The organism is uncultured Thermosynechococcus sp. (genome assembly GCF_937958135.1).
Taxonomy (GTDB): Bacteria; Cyanobacteriota; Cyanobacteriia; order Thermosynechococcales; family Thermosynechococcaceae; genus Thermosynechococcus.
The window spans coordinates 1-16,046 of record NZ_CALGOG010000044.1 but is presented as its reverse complement, the minus strand read 5'-3'; the positions used below and the strand labels follow the sequence as shown (position 1 = coordinate 16,046).

Here is a 16,046-nt window from a genome sequence, read left to right as displayed (position 1 = left end):
GGAGGTAGCGATCGCTACCCTACAGGAAATCCGCGCCATGGGCATTGGCCTGTATATGGATGACTTTGGCACAGGCTACTCTTCCCTCAGCTATTTGCACCGTTTCCCCGTTGATACCCTAAAAATTGATCGCACGTTTATTTCTACTCTCAACAGGGAACAGCCTTCGGCTACAATTGTGCACACCATTCTCATGTTGGCTCACTCATTGCGTCTGAAGGTAGTGGCAGAAGGCATTGAAACCCGCGAACAGTACCAGATCCTCCAAGCCCTTGGCTGCAACTATGGCCAAGGGTATTTCTTTGCCCGCCCCCTTTCGGCTGAGCAGGTGACACAGTTATTTGCTAGCCAATCGTTACCACGCCTAATACGCCCCACGACCAAAGAGCACAATCCGCACCGTCTCCACTAGAATTTCTAAATCTAGATTGAAAGACCAATTATCAATATAGTAAAGGTCAAGGCGGGCAGCTTCATCAAAATTCCCAATTTCAGAGCGGCCAGAAATTTGCCACAGCCCTGTAATCCCCGGCATCACTTGATGGCGAATGTGGTGCCAAGAATGAAACCGGGCAACATCCCGCAGCGGTAAAGGACGCGGCCCCACTAAGCTCATGTCTCCCCAGAGGACGTTAAACAGTTGGGGCAGTTCATCAATGCTGGTTTTGCGCAGGAACCGACCAAGGGGTGTGCGGCGAGGATCATTTTTCACCTTGAAGAGAATGCCATCGGCGGATTCATTTTGTGCCTCCAACTGGGCTTGGAGTTGAGGGGCATCGGCACGCATGGTGCGGAATTTCCACATTTGAAAGACTTTGCCGTGAAGTCCCACCCGTTCTTGGCGAAAAAAGACAGGGCCGGGGGAGGTGAGTTTGATGGCGATCGCCACTCCGATAAAGAGGGGCGCCAGCACCACAATGCCAAAGAGTGCCAAAATCACGTCCAAATAGCGTTTTAGCCGATACTCCCAACCGTGGAGATAGGTCATATCTACCCGCAGTGTGGGCAAAGCAGCCACAATTTCGGGGGTGCCGCGTCGGTAGAGCATTTCCAAGCTGGAGGGAATGAGCCGCAGGTCAATCCTGTGCTGGCGCAGTTGCCAATACAGTCTCGAGGCGAGGTGATCCGGAGGCAGGCCTTCTACAATCACCTCTTGGGCTTGACAATTGAGAATCTCGGTCAAGGTTTCCGGTTCATTGGCCAGGGTGGGGATCGTCCTGCCGACAATCTTATAGTTAGAGCGTTGCTCTAGGAGTCTGCTGAGATACTCTTGCCGCTCCGGGGGCGCCACTACAAATGCACGAATCGGTCGCCGTAGGGTGAAAATTTTGAAGGCTAAGCTGACCGCCAAGCGCAAGATCACAGCAAAGACCACGCTGAGACCCCAAGCACTAAAAAACAGAGAGCGAGGCAGATCCACCTTGGGATCATAGAAGTAGCCAATGGCCAGCGCCAGCAAATAGCCCAAGCTCAACACCTTAGCGAGTTGCAAATAATTTTTCCAATGGCCGCGCGGGTGATACAGCCCACTCAGAGCAATCAAAAACAACAAACCCGCTGCAAAAAGCCAAAAGACACTGGGCAATCCCAGCCAGTACCATGCTGCCAAATCAGGGGGCAATGGCGCATAGAAGCGATTGAGTTGTAATCCCAATTTCCACGCCAGCACCAACCCCCCTAGGTCACTGATCAATAGCAGCAGAGCAAGGGCCGCTTCTGAGCGCCACCCCATCCCACGGCAACGGGGCGCCCGAATATCACGGGGAGACGTTTGAGATTGCATCATGGAGCAGCAAAGTCACTATCGCTTTTAGTATTCCGCAGAACATCAAGGGGCGATCACGGTGCAATATCTCTTTGCAGACCCTGAGCAATCCTCGACAATGGGGGATAGTAAACAACAATCCTCTCCAAACCACCTCCACATGTCCAGTGATTTAATTTATCCTTCAACCCTCCTCCTGACGAGCCTCTTGGCCATCGGCTTTGTGTTTTTCATTCGTGCCTCCACCAAAGAACGCATTGAAACCAAAGAGTGGCTCATTGCTCAGCCCATTTCTGAACTTGCCCCCCGCCTCAAGCAGTATTTTCAGCAGCGGGGCTACCGTCTGCATGCGGTCAATGCCGATGGCAGTGAAGTGACATTTCAGGGAAACGTTGCCGCCAGTCCCTTTTTGGCCGCCTTCCTTTTTGGCCTTGCCGTCTGCGGTGCCACGGCGATCGCCCTTGTGTTGACCGTCCTCTTACCGGATCGCGGTATCTTGGCCTTTGGTCTCCTTGGTTTGACCCCCCTTGCCCCTTGGTTCTATTGGCGAGGCGCCCAGCGGCTGGAAACCGTTAAGCTCTCCTTGCAGCCCCACGCAATCGGTACTCAAGTGACCTTAGAAGGACACCCCGATGAACTGATCACCTTCGAGGACACAATGCTAGGCGTTCGCTAGGATGCACTCTCAGGTTAGGGCTGCTTGATTGCAGAAACCGTTAAGTTTGGTTCCCTAAAGACCAACGCTGCTTTTGAGGAAATCTGTGAGGGTGCATTGCAAATAAATTTATGATCACCTGTTTTGGGATTACTGCGGCTTTTCACCGCGTCTAGAAGCAAATGATGCCCAACTTCGGCGGGGGACTTTGCTAGAATCAGTCAACAGATAGTTTTTCTGTGGTCAGCGGTAGGCTATCGCTCCTAGGTATCTTGCGAGGTCGGGCTTCTATGCACTTAAGTGAACTCACCCATCCCAACCAGTTGCATGGGTTGTCCATTGCCCAATTAACTCAAATTGCCGCCCAAATTCGCGACAAACATCTGGAAACAGTGGCGGCCACAGGCGGACACCTTGGGCCGGGTTTGGGGGTTGTCGAACTCACCCTCGCACTCTACCAAACCCTTGACTTAGACAAAGACCGCGTGGTTTGGGATGTGGGGCACCAAGCCTACCCCCACAAGATGTTGACGGGTCGCTACAACAACTTCCATACCCTGCGGCAAAAGGGGGGGATTGCCGGCTATCTCAACCGCCGCGAGAGTCCCTTTGATCACTTTGGTGCAGGTCATGCTTCCACGAGTATTTCAGCAGCTTTGGGAATGGCGATCGCCCGCGATCTCAAGGGCGAAAAATTCAAAGTCGTGGCCATTATTGGCGATGGCGCCCTCACCGGCGGGATGGCTTTAGAAGCCATTAACCATGCGGGACACTTACCCCACACCAACCTGATGGTGGTGCTCAACGACAATGAGATGTCCATTTCCCCGAATGTGGGCGCCATTCCTCGCTATTTGAATAAAATTCGCCTCTCGCCGCAGGTGCAATTTATTACCGATAACCTTGAAGAGCAGTTCAAACATATCCCCTTCTTGGGTGAAAACCTCACCCCGGAGATGCAGCGCCTCAAGGAGGGCATGAAACGCCTTGCGGTTCCCAAGGTGGGGGCTGTCTTTGAAGAATTGGGCTTTACCTACGTGGGTCCTGTGGATGGCCATAATTTGGAAGAACTGATTGCCACGTTCCAACATGCCCATACGATTCCGGGGCCTGTGCTGGTTCATGTGGCAACCATCAAGGGGAAAGGCTACGCGATCGCCGAGAAGGATCAGGTGGGCTACCACGCCCAGCCACCGTTTGATTTGGTGACGGGCAAGGCCAAACCCTCCAGCAAGCCCAAGCCCCCCAGCTACTCCAAAGTCTTTGGCGAAACCCTCACGAAGCTAGCAGAAAACGATCCGCGCATTGTCGGCATTACAGCAGCAATGGCCACGGGCACAGGGCTAGACATTCTCCAAAAACGGGTGCCAAGGCAATACATAGATGTGGGGATTGCCGAGCAGCACGCTGTAACCATGGCTGCGGGCATGGCCACCCAAGGCATCCGTCCTGTGGTGGCGATTTACTCCACCTTCTTGCAGCGCGCCTACGACCAAATTGTTCACGATGTCTGTATCCAAAATCTGCCGGTCTTTTTCTGTATGGATCGGGCGGGGATTGTCGGTGCCGATGGCCCTACCCATCAAGGGATGTACGACATTGCCTATTTGCGCTGCTTACCCAATATGGTGCTGATGGCACCCAAGGATGAAGCTGAATTGCAACGCATGATTGTCACGGGCATCAACTACACCGATGGCCCCATCGCCCTGCGCTATCCGCGCGGCAATGGCTATGGCGTTGCCCTGATGGAAGAAGGCTGGGAACCTCTTGAAATCGGCAAAGGGGAACTCCTGCGCGCCGGCGAAGATGTTCTTTTGGTGGCCTACGGCTCAATGGTCTATCCCGCAATGCAGGTGGCGGAAATCCTCAAGGAGCACGGCCTAAGCGCCGCAGTAATTAATGCTCGCTTTGCGAAGCCCCTAGACATTGACCTGATTCTGCCCTTGGCCAAGCAAATTGGCCGCGTGGTCACCTTGGAGGAGGGCTGCCTGATGGGGGGCTTTGGCTCAGCGGTTCTGGAGGCTCTTCAAGAGGCCGATATTCTCGTCCCCGTACTCCGTCTAGGGGTACCCGATGTCCTGGTGGAACACGCTACGCCCGAGGAGTCAAAAGCGGACTTGGGTCTAACGCCGCCACAAATGGCTAAAACCATCATGGAAAAGTTTGGGGTGGCGCAACCGACGGTGGTGACCGGCTCCTAGGGACGCGCTAGAACAATGACGGCATTTTGACCGCCAAAACCGTAACTACAGCAGAGAATGTGCTCTAAGCGAGCAGGGCGGCAGTGTTGGACAATGTCTAAGTCAAAGTCAGGAATCTCACAGCCCACACAGGGAGGAATCTGCTGTTCTCGCAAAGAGAGGCAGGAGAGGGCAATGGCGATCGCGCCAGCAGCACCGAGGGTATGCCCAAGGGCACCCTTGTGACTCGTGACGGGAACCCCCTGACCAAACAGGGCTTGAATCCAAGCCGCTTCCGCAGCATCATTGCGCACAGTTCCCGTGCCATGACTATGGATACAGTGGATTGCTTGCGGGGTTAGATTTGCCTGGGTCAAGGCCCGTTGAATTGCTAGGAGGGCACCCGTTTGATGGACACTGGGGGCAGCCATGTGCTCGGCATCTGCACTCAGACCTAGGCCAGCAATCCGGGCGTAGGGTTCGATGGCTCGCGATCGCGCCCCTGCCTCAGACTCTAGGACAACAATGGCGCCGCCGGCAGCCAAGCCAAATCCCTGCCGCTGGCGATCAAAGGGAGCGGCTCGTTCCTGAGCCAACACGCCCAACTGCCGAAATCCCGCCAAGGTGAGGGGGGAGACAGCAGATTCAACGCCGCCAGCCAACACCAGATCACACCTGCCCTGCTCAATCAATAGGACGCCTTGGGCGATCGCCCATATACCGGTGGCACAGGCGGCGGTAGGGTTGAGAACTATCCCTTGGCTACCGACAATGTGTGCTACCCGCTGTGAGACCGTGGCTGGCAAGGTTTGTAACCATGTGGCTCGCGGTAGGGAAGGCTGCCGCAACCAAGTTTCCCACTGGGCTTGGAAACTGCGGCTAGAGCCGACGACAACCCCCGCACTGGGGAGGGGAGCTGTCAATTTCGCATCCTTGAGCGCCTGAGTTGTCGTGGTTTCAAGAATTTTCTCAAGAGTTAACGTCGTTGCTCCCACCAGTCCTTCTGTCGTGGCAATAAGTGCCGTTTTGCCTTCACAGTAGCGTTGCCATGTGGCGATCGCCGTATCCCCCAGCGCCGTCCACAGCCCAATTCCAGTAATAACAACATTCACTGCACAATTGCTTCAAGATATGATTGACATAGTGAGGTGAGGACAGCAGGCTTGGAAGCGACAACGGAGTATTGTGTGGTTATTGTGACTACTGCCACGGAAGCTGAAGCACTTTCTTTAGCCAATCAACTGGTAGCCGAGTACCTAGCTGCCTGTGTACAGATTCTGCCTATCCAATCAATATACCGTTGGCAAGGGGCTATACATGGCGATCCAGAATGGCAATTACTCATTAAAACCCGGTTTGCTTTGTTTGACCAGGTGCGGGATCGCCTGCTGGCATTACACAGTTATGAAGTCCCAGAAATAATTGCCCTACCCCTCATTGCCGGTTCCTCTGCCTACTTGAATTGGGTAAAAGAACAAACCCAAGAACCATCTGGAGGTTAAGAATCTCCGCACCCAAAATCAAAAGTTTCTATTAAATTACCCATATTAACAACCTACCCTCTATCTTTGAGCATGGCATCCTTTCTCCCTAGGAGCTAAAGGGATTCAATCGCTTGCTGTCCTCCTCCTTGGCTGTGGCCTAGGAGGACGAGAATGCAAAGAACAAAGAAATAGGGTCACTGGTGTGTCGTATTCAGGTTGCTATTAACTGACCCTAAAAACAAGAGGTGGCGGTAGAGTGTTTAACCAAAGATTGTAGAGTGTTTAACCAAAGATTTTTTATTTCTTAAGCTGATAGTGAAACTCTTTTCTTCAACTGGCTGGAAGTGCCTAGACACCGTTTTATCTAAAACCTAAAATAGGGGAATGGTTTCTCTTGCTCGCAAAAATCTTTTAGAAGACTTTAGCCGCTTTCTCGTTGCTCAACTGGGCATTACGTTTGCGGTAAGTTTGGTTACGATTCAAACGGGACTCCTGGAGGGGTTTGGCCGCTCCGCCACTCTCTTGGTGAACAAAAGCCAAGCAGATTTCTGGATTGCCTCTCGCGAGCTACGTTACTTTGGCCTGACGTTGCCCATTGAGTATCAAGTAGTTCTCGATGCCCAAGCGGTTGAAGGGGTTGCGATCGCAGAACCGCTCCTGATGCAATCAGCCATGTGGCGGCGTTCAGAGACAGAGGCAATCGATCCGGTGCAGGTGGTTGGGATTGAGCCGGCGGGAACCCTGCTACCTTTGCCAACAGTTGCGGGGGCAGCGCTGACGGATCTAGAAAAACCCTACAGTGTCATCGTAGATCGCATTGACCTCAATGCCCTTTCCCTGACGGCTGTGGGCGAGCAAGGTCGAGCAAATAACTACCCGGCCACGGTCATTGGCTGGACGCACGGTCTGAAATCAATTGTCTCTAGTCCCTATGTTTTTACCTCGCTGGAAACTGCGAACCTTTATTTGAACTTCCCGCGGTTTGAGACCGGTGAGCCTGCACCCGAATTTCTGCCGCTGGTGTCCCCCAGTACCCGCATTACCTATGTCATGGTCAAAGCAAAGCCGGGGGAAGATTTGGCAAAGGTGCAGGAGCGATTGCGGGCGGCCTTCCCCAACTATCAAGTGCTCAGTAGCGCGGCCCTGAGTGACATGACCCGCCGTTATTGGTTGGCCAGTACCAGTGTGGGGTTCATTTTGGGATTGGGAGCAGGGGTAGGTGTGGTTGTAGGGGTAGTGATTGTCAGCCAGATTCTCTATTCCTCGGTGAGCGATCGCCTGCAGGAATACGGCACCCTCAAAGCGATGGGGGCCTCTGACTGGTACCTATATCGAATCATTATTGAGCAAGCTCTATGGATGGCTGTGCTGGGGTACATACCTGGCCTAGCCCTCTGCTGGGGATTGGGCCTGTGGACAATGCAGACCCGTGCAATTCAAATTATCCTTAGTCCTCAATTGGCCTTGGCTGTTTTTAGCGCCACCGTGGCCATGTGTGTCAGTGCTTCCCTATTAGCGGTTCAAAAAGTCATGCGTCTTGATCCTGCCCAAGTCTTTCGGGCTTAAGCCATACCCCGTCCTATATTTTCTGAGCGGGTGGGGGCACATCCGCAGCTCGACCGCTTGCGAGCACTAGCTATCGGCTTCTGTGTACAAGTAGGCGATCGCTATGACCTTTCCTTGGTTAGTTTGGCTTGAAACCTGTGAAAGTACCAACACATGGGCATTGCACCATGCCGAGCAACTCTACCTTGGTCAAGTCATCTACACTCAAGCACAAACGCGAGGACGGGGTCAGTACAACCGGGTCTGGCACTCTCCGAAAGGCGTGTTGACAGCCTCCTTTATCCTGCCGCAGGTGCAGGGGATGGTTGCCCCCAGTGTCCAGGCTGGGATAGCAGTGATGCGCGCCCTGAGTGGGCTGCGGCCAACGGTGGATCGCCATCTGCAACTAAAGTGGCCAAATGATGTCATGGCTGAGGGCAAGAAACTGGCGGGAATTCTCTGCGAAAGCCGTTCCCCTTGGTTTGTGGTGGGGGTGGGGCTGAACCGCTGTGTTGATGTGGCGGCCATGGGTATTCCCCAAGCCATTAGTCTCCATAGGCTGCTTGATCCTTGGGAGGCGGTACCTACGGACTTGGAACTCTTGGCGGCCATTCGGGCTGAACTCCTTTGGTGCTGGCAACAGCCACAGTGGGCAGGGGTGGCGGCGGAACGGGATTTCCTGCGGGGGCGATCGCTCACCCTGGTGCAAGGAGAAAAGAAATGGCAGGGAATTGGTGTGGGAATTGGCGATCGCGGAACATTGCAGGTGCGCCTCAGCAATGGGGAAGTGCGCGAATTTAGCAGTGGCCATGTGATCTACGACTCCTAAGAATTGATTGCAGAAGTGGGCCGACCGTCTGCGAAAATTGTCTTTAGTACGACAACCATCTGAGGTGCGCATGAAGGGTTGGCAGATTCATTGGCAACGGGCGATCGCCGCAGTTCTTTGCGTAGTTTTTCTTTGGGCGGTAGGGGAGAGAGTAGCGGCAAAATCCGGTGGCGCACTGGCAGAAGTGGCTCCTCCTGTAGCCATTGAAGACATGAAAGATTGGTTTGATCGCTATGAACCTCGGCTGAAAATTCTCAGCCCTGAAACCAACCAAACCCTCCAAAGCCGCAACGTCGCCGTTCACCTCAGTCTCCAAGGATTGCCCATCTTTCAGGATCAGCGCACTGGGCTCGGTCCCCATGTGGAAGTGGTGCTTGACGATCTGCCTAGCCGCAGTGTCTATGATCTGAGCAAGCCTATTGAATTTAGTGATCTTGAGCCGGGGACACATCTCCTGCGGGCCTTTGTGGTGTATCCCTGGGGTGAAAGCTGGAAAAATCCCCTTGCCTATGCCCAAACCACTTTTCATCTTTACACCGCCGACGAGGACACGCGAGCTGCCAATCTTCCCCTGCTCACCTACAACCAACCCACCGGCACCTATGGCGCTGAACCCGTGCTCCTAGATTTTTACCTCAGCAACCTGCCTTTAGATCGACAACTCAACAACGAGAAAGTTTGGCAGGTGCGCTGCACCATCAATGGCCAATCTTTCACAGTGGATCGCTGGCAAGCCTACTATCTCACAGGCCTGCAGCCGGGGGACAACTGGGTGCGCCTCGAACTCTTGGATGGGAATGGTCAGCGTATTCCCTCCCCCTACAACCCCATTACCCACCTTGTCACCTATCAACCCAATGGCAAGGATGTCCTCTCGCGCCTACTGCGGGGAGAACTGGCGGCGAAAAATCTCCAAAGCAGCCTCAGTCCAGATCTCCCCGGCAACTTGCCTGCCGAACCTACTCCAGAGCCAGCGCCTAGCGTTGAGGAACCTGCTCCCCCTTCCCAAGTGCCCCTTGCCCAGGAACCTGCACCAACATCAGCTGTAGAGGAAGTACCACCCCCCCTTGAACCCGCACAGGAAACACCCGCTGGCCTCGAACCAACGCCAGAACCCCCAGTGACAGTTACCGAGGAAACAGCCCCTGCTTCAGAGCCAACGCCAGCGCCGACGGTGAAAGCTGCTGAAGAGACGCCCGCTGTGCTGGAACCGGCCCCAGAAACCACCCCTAAGGCTTCTGAGACACCCCCTTCGGCACCTGCACCGCAAAAACCCTTCTGGCAGCGTCTAAATCCCTTCAAGAAAGCAAAAAGCCCAGCGCGTTCTGTCCTCATCAGCCCGCAAGTCCCCTCCAAACCCTCTCCTTCTGCAGATAACCCCACTCCAGCGATCGCCAAACCAGAAACGGCTCCCCCTCCAAAGGATTTGCCACAATTAGAAGAGCCAACGACTCCTCAGGAGTAAAACCATGCAAGGAACCTCCTTAGCCACCGTTCGCCTTCAACCTTCCTTTGCTGTTCCTCTAGGTGTGCTGCTGTTGGGTCTGCCCCTGTGGTGGTTGCGGTGGTGGCTGGGCTTACCTATTTCTCTCTTTGCCCTATTTTTAGCTGTGCAGGCGGCAACGCTGCGCTTAGAATTTACAGCAACAGCACTAGAGATCTATCGCGGTGGCCAACAGATTCGCCACTTTCCCTATCAGCAATGGCAACACTGGGAGGTTTTTTGGCCAGTCTTTCCCATCCTCTTCTACTTTCGGGAAGTGAAGAATATCCACTTTTTGCCGATTCTGTTTGACGCCAAAACTTTAGTACAATGCCTGCAAGAACGCTGCCCACGCACAGCCTTTATTTCCCCCGTTCGCAATGACAGATGACCCTACGGTAACCGATCTCTCTGAACCCACGCCAGAGGAAATCACTGCCCTCAAAGCCCAGCGCGATGCGCTCAAAGCGGAAATTCAAGCCCTCGATGCGGAGTTTCATCGTCTTGTCCACGATCGCCTCAAGTCCCTGGAAGAGCGGCAACAAAGTTTGCAGCTGACGATTGAACAATTGGAACGGCGCAAGGAACGCATTGAGCAGGAGCTACGGCGCAACTTTGTGGGTGCCTCCCAGGAACTGGCGATTCGGGTGCAGGGGTTCAAGGAATTTTTAGTCAAGAGCATGCAGGAGTTGGCTGCCACCATCGAGGAAATGGAATTACTGCCCCCAGCCCCCCCTGTGGTGGAAACTGCCCCTGCTCCGGCAGAAACAGCGGCCACGCCGCCCAAGTTAGTTCTTGATGAGGGATTTCAGGAAGAAGCGGATCGCATTCGCCGCTTGCTGGAGCAGTATCGCAGCAGCCCCAACTACTATGGCCCCCCCTGGCAGTTGCGACGCACGTTTGAGCAAATTCATGCTGAGCGTGTCGAGAGCTGGTTTTTTGATCTGGGGGGACGGGGTGCCCTGCGATCGCTCCCCAGTCGGTTGCAAAATATTCTTGTTGCCTCGGCTATTATTTCAATCTTGCGGGATTTCTACGGTGATCTCTTGCGGGTCTTGGTTCTAGCCGACTCCCCTGAGCGACTAGGGGATTGGCGACGGGGCTTGCAGGATTGCTTGGGGATTAGTCGTCAAGATTTTGGCCCTGATCAGGGGGTGGCACTTTTTGAATCGGCGGAGGCTTTGGCCTTTCGTGCCGATCGCCTTGAGCAGGAGGACTACATCCCCCTAATTCTCATTGATGATTCCCAACCCCAAGTTAGCCTTTCGCTCCTGCAATATCCCTTGCTCTTGGGTTTTGCCCCTGAACCCCAGTTGCGTCCTAGCCGTAGCTCTGATTTCTTTGAGTAGTTTCAGTCACCCTTGGAGGCTCCCGTGACCACTGCACTGATCCTTGGACTGCTGGCGCTTATGAGCTACCTGCTCGGCTCGATTCCTACGGGCTATCTCCTGGCGAAAGCGCTGCGGGGCATTGATATTCGTGAGTATGGCTCCGGCTCAACCGGTGCCACCAATGTGCTGCGGGTAGTGGGCAAAGGGCCTGGACTGGTCACCTTCTTGGTGGATGTCGGCAAAGGACTAGGAGCTGTTCTCTTGGCGCGTTGGGTCTTGGGACAATCTTGGAGTACAGTACCCGCCAGTTGGTTTGAATTTGTGCTGCTGGCGATCGCCTTTATGGCAGTGCTAGCTCACAGCAAACCCATTTGGTTGGGTTGGCGCGGCGGTAAATCCGTTGCCACCAGTTTAGGGGTACTCCTTGCCCTCAACGCCCCCACAGCCTTAGCCGCTTTTGCCGTGTTTCTAGTGGTCTTGGCGGCCAGCCGCATTGTCTCCCTGAGTTCTATCACTGCCACTTTATCCTTGCCCTTCTGGTTTTGGCTCTTTACGCAGTCTTGGCCTTTTGTTGGCTTTAGTGTCGTTGCCGGTGCCTTTGTGATTTGGCGACACCAGAGTAATATTCAGCGCCTCCTTGCAGGGACAGAGCCACGGTTGGGAGCTTCGGAAGGGTAGCTCTTTTCCAAGGCAGCTTTATGGACAAGCTCGGCGTTCCTCAATGCTCCCCCTATTTTAGAAAACGGTTGTATTTGTACCTTTGGAACAGCTCTGAGGTTGCTACCATGAGTGGATACCGGTTTTGGTGGGGAAATCTGTGATGGAAACACTGCGGGGGCGTGATTTGCTCAGCATTGCTGACCTCTCACGGGCAGAGGCAGAGTATCTGCTGGATTTGGCTGCCCAGATGAAAATCGGTAAAGTAGCCCCCCGGTGTCCCAAAGTGTTGGGGCTGCTGTTTCACAAGGCTTCGACCCGCACCCGTGTCAGCTTTACGGTGGCGATGTACCAATTGGGCGGCCAAGTCATTGATCTGAATCCCCAATCCACACAGGTGGGGCGCGGTGAACCCTTGCCCGATACAGCACGGGTGTTGGATCGCTATTTGGATGCTGTAGCAATTCGCACCTACGGTCAAGTGGAGCTGCAACTGTTTGCGGACTATGCGCGGATACCCGTGATTAATGCCCTCACCGATCGCGAGCATCCCTGTCAGATTTTGGCGGATTTGCTGACACTGCGGGAATCCTTTGGCACATTGGCAGGACTGACCCTCTGCTATATTGGCGATGGCAACAATGTGGCACATTCGCTACTCCTGGGCTGTGCCCTCCTGGGGGTAAACATTCGGGTGGCCTCGCCGCCACAGTTTGCGCCTTTGCCTGATATTGTGGCGCAAGCCCAAGCATTGAGTGGCGGTAAGAGTGAAGTAACTGTTCTCACGGATCCGCAGGCAGCCGCGAAGGGTGCCCATGCTCTTTACACGGATGTTTGGGCCAGTATGGGACAGGAGGCAGAAGCGGGCGATCGCCAGCCCATTTTTCGACCCTACCAAATTAACGATCAGCTTTTGGCGCTTGCGGATCCCCGGGCGATCGTTCTCCACTGCCTGCCGGCTCACCGCGGGGAGGAAATTACCGCCGGTGTCCTTGAAGGGCCGCAATCCCGTGTTTGGGAGCAGGCGGAAAACCGTCTCCATGCCCAGAAGGCACTGCTTGCCAGTCTCTTGGGATAGGACAATGCTGCGCCACCGCTGGCCGAAACTCAGCCTCTCAGATCGGTTGTTGCTGGTGGGAGCCGTGATTTGTGGAGCTTTTCTGTTGCTGGCGGTTCTTGCTCCCCTAGGTCAAGCCCTCGGCTGGATTGCCGATCCCCAAGAATTTCTGGATTTTCCGATTCATGCGCCGCCTTCACCGCAGCACTGGTTTGGTACCAATCGCTTGGGCTATGATGTGTTTTCACGCACGATCTTTGGTGCCCAAGCGGCTTTGCAGGTGGTTTTGGCGGCAACGTTGCTCAGCTTGGGGGTAGGGGTACCCTTGGGACTGCTAAGTGGCTATCGTGGCGGGTGGCCGGATCGCGGGCTACTCTTTCTTATGGATACGATCTACACGTTGCCGGGGCTACTCTTGGCTGTCACCGTGGCTTTTGTGGTGGGCAAGGGAGTTCTGAATGCGGCGATCGCCCTCAGTGTGGCCTATATTCCCCAGTACTATCGGGTTGTCCGCAACCATACGGTGAGTTTGAAAAATGAGGTCTTTATCGAAGCTGCCCGTGCTCTCGGTGCCTCTACGCCGCGGATTCTTTGGCGGTATCTTTTGGTAAACGTTCTCCCCAGTATCCCCGTGCTCTTGACACTCAATGCCGCCGACGCCATCTTGACCCTGGCCGGCCTGGGGTTCTTGGGCTTAGGGTTGCCGCCCCAAGTGCCGGAATGGGGACAAGATCTGCGACAAGCCCTAGATGGGCTGTCAGTGGGCATTTGGTGGACGACGTTCTTTCCGGGACTGGCTATGACACTGCTTGTAGTGGGTCTATCGCTCCTTGGCGAAGGCTTAGGAGAGCGCCTTGATCCGAGCCGGTTCAGTTAACCAATAATGCCCACTCATGCTGAATCATATCTTGGTAACCGGTCCGAGTCGCAGTGGCAAGAGTGAATGGGCCGAGTTCCTTGCTGCCCAAAGTCAACAACCGGTGATTTATATTGCCACCGCGATCGCCCCCCCAGAGGATCCTGAATGGCTACAGCGCATTGAACAACACCGGATTCGCCGCCCCGCCGAGTGGGAATTGTGGGAGTGCCCCCTTGAGCTGGCTGCCCTCCTGCGTGACCTGCCGCCTCATCATTGCGCCCTTGTGGATTCCTTGGGAACCTGGGTGGCCAATTGCCTAGACCAATCCCACGATCAATGGCAGGCGACCGTTGCGGAATTCTTGGCAAGTGTGCAAGCGTGTAAGGCTCAACTCATTGTTGTCGCCGAAGAGGTGGGCTGGGGGGTAGTGCCGGCCTATGCCAGTGGTCGTTGTTTTCGCGATCGCCTCGGTGAACTGTGCCAGCACCTGAGTCCGTTGATGGCGCAAGTGTATCTTGTCGCTGCTGGTTTTGCGCTGCCCCTCCACCAATGGGGTATCTGTCTCAAACGTCTGAGGGCTGCTAATTAATTCCCAAGACCGCTAAGGCGAACTCTGCTCTCTTCAAGAGAATTCCACTGAAGTCGTTGATTGCAGCGAGGTGATGCCCAGGTTTCTCCTGCCGATGGCGCGGTTATGGGTTTAGAGCCGCTCGACAAATTTTGCAAGCCGCGTCAGGCCTCTTTCAATAGTGGCTAAATCCGTGGCGTAGGAAAGGCGAATGTGATCATCCATGCCAAAGGCTTTGCCGGGAACTGTGGCCACTTTTTCCTCCTCCAGCAGGCGATCGCAAAACTCTACGGAACTTAACCCCGTTTCGCTAATATCCACAAACAGATAAAAGGCGCCTTGGGGTTTGAGACAGCGCAACCGCGGCATCTCACAAATGCGTTTGTACATGAAGGCACGGCGATCGCGGAAAGCGGCCACCATCTCGGCCACACAGGCTTGACTTCCTTGCAAAGCCGCAAGCGCACCATACTGAGCAAACGTACATACATTTGAGGTACTGTGGCTTTGAATTTTTGTGGTTACCTTAATAAACTCCGCCGGCCCTGCAATGTAGCCCACGCGCCAGCCTGTCATCGCATAGGCCTTGGCAAAGCCACTACACACAATGGTGCGCTCAAAAGCGGCCTCACTCACTGCCCCAATGCTTAGATGCTTGGCGTCGTCATAGAGAATCTTCTCGTAAATTTCATCGGAAACCACCCACAGTTGATGCCGCACAATCACGGCCGCCAGCTCACGAATCTCCTCGGGTGTATAGACCATGCCCGTGGGGTTGCTGGGGGAGTTGAGAACAAAGAGCCGCGTTTTCGGGGTAATGGCTGCTTCCAGTTGCGCCGGCGTAATCCGATAGCCCGTTTCAGCAGTTGTCTTCACAATTACCGGCGTACCACCGGCAAGATGCACCATTTCCGGATAGCTCACCCAGTAGGGGGCAGGAATAATCACCTCATCGCCGGGGTTGATCAGGGCCAGCATCAGGTTAAAGAGAGCCTGCTTGCCGCCATTGGTGACGAGAATATTTTCAGCTCGATAGGGTAGGTGGTTGTCGTTATTCAGCTTGGTGGCGATCGCCTGTCGCAAGGCTGGTTCCCCAGCTGCAGAACCATAGCGAGTTTTGCCTTGATCGAGGGCAGTTTTTGCAGCCTCACGGATATGGGCAGGGGTGTCAAAGTCGGGTTCGCCGGCACTGAAGCTACAGACATCTTCTCCACTCCCGCGCATTGCCTTGGCTTTGGCATCAATCGCCAACGTTACCGACGGCGTGACCCGCATCACCCGCGTTGCCCAGTCCATCCTTTGTCTCCTGCACTACTTTCCGTATTGTGGCACTTTGGCAGGAGATCGGCGACTTGCAAATATCCACCTCGTGCCAATTAGATCACTAAGGATGAGACAAGTGCCCTAGCCTGTTGTGAGGCTTGGAGTGGTCGGTATTGGCATTGAGTTTAGCAGTTTGGGATACCCCCAGGGGAATTCGAATCCCCGTCGCCTCCGTGAAAGGGAGGTGTCCTAGGCCTCTAGACGATGGGGGCAAGGCTCAGCATTAGTTAATGTAGCGAATGGACTAAGCCTTTGTCAACACCCTGGGAAACTTTTGCATGGAACTCCCTCTTAGGAAGAAAATAAG

At 54.5% G+C, this 16,046-nt stretch carries 16 protein-coding genes and 1 tRNA gene; 13 read left to right on the top strand and 4 right to left on the bottom strand.

From position 1 onward, the window contains the following. On the top strand, positions 1-412 hold a 412-nt coding region (locus tag Q0711_RS05590; RefSeq protein ID WP_298616936.1), incomplete at its 5' end, for an EAL domain-containing protein. On the opposite strand, the gene Q0711_RS05585 is transcribed toward Q0711_RS05590, so the two are convergent. Further along, positions 365-1,783 (bottom strand): sugar transferase, encoded by a 1,419-nt coding sequence (locus tag Q0711_RS05585; RefSeq protein WP_366142455.1) that lies wholly within the window; start codon positions 1,781-1,783, stop codon positions 365-367. The genes Q0711_RS05590 and Q0711_RS05585 overlap by 48 nt on opposite strands. Positions 1,784-1,925: 142 nt before the next feature. Here Q0711_RS05585 and Q0711_RS05580 point away from each other — a divergent pair, with 142 nt between their 5' ends. Together Q0711_RS05580 and dxs are read left to right on the top strand one after the other, a co-directional pair. Beyond that, a complete protein-coding gene (locus tag Q0711_RS05580; RefSeq protein ID WP_299041907.1) occupies positions 1,926-2,441 on the top strand; it encodes a cofactor assembly of complex C subunit B in 516 nt (171 codons plus the stop codon). Positions 2,442-2,710: 269 nt separating this feature from the next. Then, on the top strand, positions 2,711-4,624 hold the full coding sequence (gene dxs, locus Q0711_RS05575; protein WP_298614450.1) for a 1-deoxy-D-xylulose-5-phosphate synthase: 1,914 nt from the start codon (positions 2,711-2,713) through the stop codon (positions 4,622-4,624). On the opposite strand, the gene Q0711_RS05570 is transcribed toward dxs, so the two are convergent. Next, positions 4,621-5,715 (bottom strand): beta-ketoacyl-ACP synthase, encoded by a 1,095-nt coding sequence (locus tag Q0711_RS05570; RefSeq protein ID WP_298614448.1) that lies wholly within the window; start codon positions 5,713-5,715, stop codon positions 4,621-4,623. The two genes, dxs and Q0711_RS05570, sit on opposite strands and share 4 nt — an antisense overlap. A gap of 75 nt (positions 5,716-5,790) precedes the next feature. Between Q0711_RS05570 and cutA the strand changes: the two genes are divergently transcribed. The 10 genes from cutA (at position 5,791) to cobU (ending at position 14,437) form a co-directional block, all read left to right on the top strand. Further along, the gene (gene cutA / locus Q0711_RS05565) at positions 5,791-6,105 is read left to right on the top strand and encodes a divalent-cation tolerance protein CutA (RefSeq protein ID WP_298614446.1); all 315 of its coding nucleotides are present in this window, start codon (positions 5,791-5,793) and stop codon (positions 6,103-6,105) included. 366 nt (positions 6,106-6,471) lie between these two features. Then, complete coding sequence (locus tag Q0711_RS05560; protein WP_298614444.1) at positions 6,472-7,653, top strand: FtsX-like permease family protein; 1,182 nt, start codon at positions 6,472-6,474, stop codon at positions 7,651-7,653. 103 nt (positions 7,654-7,756) lie between these two features. After that, positions 7,757-8,461, top strand: a complete 705-nt coding sequence (locus Q0711_RS05555; RefSeq protein ID WP_298614442.1) for a biotin--[acetyl-CoA-carboxylase] ligase — start codon at positions 7,757-7,759, stop codon at positions 8,459-8,461. A gap of 70 nt (positions 8,462-8,531) precedes the next feature. Further along, positions 8,532-9,926, top strand: coding sequence for a hypothetical protein (locus Q0711_RS05550; RefSeq protein WP_298614440.1), 1,395 nt, complete (start codon positions 8,532-8,534; stop codon positions 9,924-9,926). Between the two features lie 4 nt (positions 9,927-9,930). Continuing rightward, entirely contained in the window at positions 9,931-10,335 is a 405-nt protein-coding gene (locus Q0711_RS05545; protein ID WP_299041902.1) for a DUF3119 family protein, read from the top strand. Further along, positions 10,325-11,293 (top strand): DUF3086 domain-containing protein, encoded by a 969-nt coding sequence (locus Q0711_RS05540; RefSeq protein ID WP_298614436.1) that lies wholly within the window; start codon positions 10,325-10,327, stop codon positions 11,291-11,293. The genes Q0711_RS05545 and Q0711_RS05540 overlap by 11 nt, the downstream gene beginning before the upstream one ends. Positions 11,294-11,317: 24 nt before the next feature. Then, entirely contained in the window at positions 11,318-11,953 is a 636-nt protein-coding gene (gene plsY / locus Q0711_RS05535; RefSeq protein WP_298614434.1) for a glycerol-3-phosphate 1-O-acyltransferase PlsY, read from the top strand. Positions 11,954-12,095: 142 nt separating this feature from the next. After that, positions 12,096-13,010, top strand: a complete 915-nt coding sequence (gene argF, locus Q0711_RS05530; RefSeq protein ID WP_298614464.1) for an ornithine carbamoyltransferase — start codon at positions 12,096-12,098, stop codon at positions 13,008-13,010. A gap of 4 nt (positions 13,011-13,014) precedes the next feature. Then, a complete protein-coding gene (locus Q0711_RS05525; RefSeq protein WP_298614432.1) occupies positions 13,015-13,866 on the top strand; it encodes an ABC transporter permease in 852 nt (283 codons plus the stop codon). A 16-nt stretch (positions 13,867-13,882) separates the two neighbouring features. Continuing rightward, a complete protein-coding gene (cobU, locus tag Q0711_RS05520) occupies positions 13,883-14,437 on the top strand; it encodes a bifunctional adenosylcobinamide kinase/adenosylcobinamide-phosphate guanylyltransferase (RefSeq protein WP_298614430.1) in 555 nt (184 codons plus the stop codon). Between the two features lie 111 nt (positions 14,438-14,548). Here cobU and Q0711_RS05515 read toward each other — a convergent pair whose 3' ends face one another. Together Q0711_RS05515 and Q0711_RS05510 are read right to left on the bottom strand one after the other, a co-directional pair. Then, the gene (locus tag Q0711_RS05515; protein WP_298614428.1) at positions 14,549-15,712 is read right to left on the bottom strand and encodes a pyridoxal phosphate-dependent aminotransferase; all 1,164 of its coding nucleotides are present in this window, start codon (positions 15,710-15,712) and stop codon (positions 14,549-14,551) included. Between the two features lie 166 nt (positions 15,713-15,878). Next, positions 15,879-15,951: transfer RNA gene (locus Q0711_RS05510), tRNA-Glu, on the bottom strand. Between the last annotated feature and the right edge of the window lie 95 nt (positions 15,952-16,046).

Bases quoted from the DNA above. Each gene is read 5' to 3' on its own strand.
- argF (WP_298614464.1), top strand. From the start codon at position 12,096: ATGGAAACACTGCGGGGGCGTGATTTGCTCAGCATTGCTGACCTCTCA.
- Q0711_RS05560 (WP_298614444.1), top strand. From the start codon at position 6,472: ATGGTTTCTCTTGCTCGCAAAAATCTTTTAGAAGACTTTAGCCGCTTT.
- Q0711_RS05525 (WP_298614432.1), top strand. From the start codon at position 13,015: ATGCTGCGCCACCGCTGGCCGAAACTCAGCCTCTCAGATCGGTTGTTG.
- dxs (WP_298614450.1), top strand. From the start codon at position 2,711: ATGCACTTAAGTGAACTCACCCATCCCAACCAGTTGCATGGGTTGTCC.
- Q0711_RS05540 (WP_298614436.1), top strand. From the start codon at position 10,325: ATGACAGATGACCCTACGGTAACCGATCTCTCTGAACCCACGCCAGAG.
- Q0711_RS05555 (WP_298614442.1), top strand. From the start codon at position 7,757: ATGACCTTTCCTTGGTTAGTTTGGCTTGAAACCTGTGAAAGTACCAAC.
- cobU (WP_298614430.1), top strand. From the start codon at position 13,883: ATGCTGAATCATATCTTGGTAACCGGTCCGAGTCGCAGTGGCAAGAGT.
- Q0711_RS05515 (WP_298614428.1), bottom strand. From the start codon at position 15,712: ATGGACTGGGCAACGCGGGTGATGCGGGTCACGCCGTCGGTAACGTTG.
- Q0711_RS05550 (WP_298614440.1), top strand. From the start codon at position 8,532: ATGAAGGGTTGGCAGATTCATTGGCAACGGGCGATCGCCGCAGTTCTT.
- Q0711_RS05580 (WP_299041907.1), top strand. From the start codon at position 1,926: ATGTCCAGTGATTTAATTTATCCTTCAACCCTCCTCCTGACGAGCCTC.
- Q0711_RS05545 (WP_299041902.1), top strand. From the start codon at position 9,931: ATGCAAGGAACCTCCTTAGCCACCGTTCGCCTTCAACCTTCCTTTGCT.
- Q0711_RS05585 (WP_366142455.1), bottom strand. From the start codon at position 1,783: ATGCAATCTCAAACGTCTCCCCGTGATATTCGGGCGCCCCGTTGCCGT.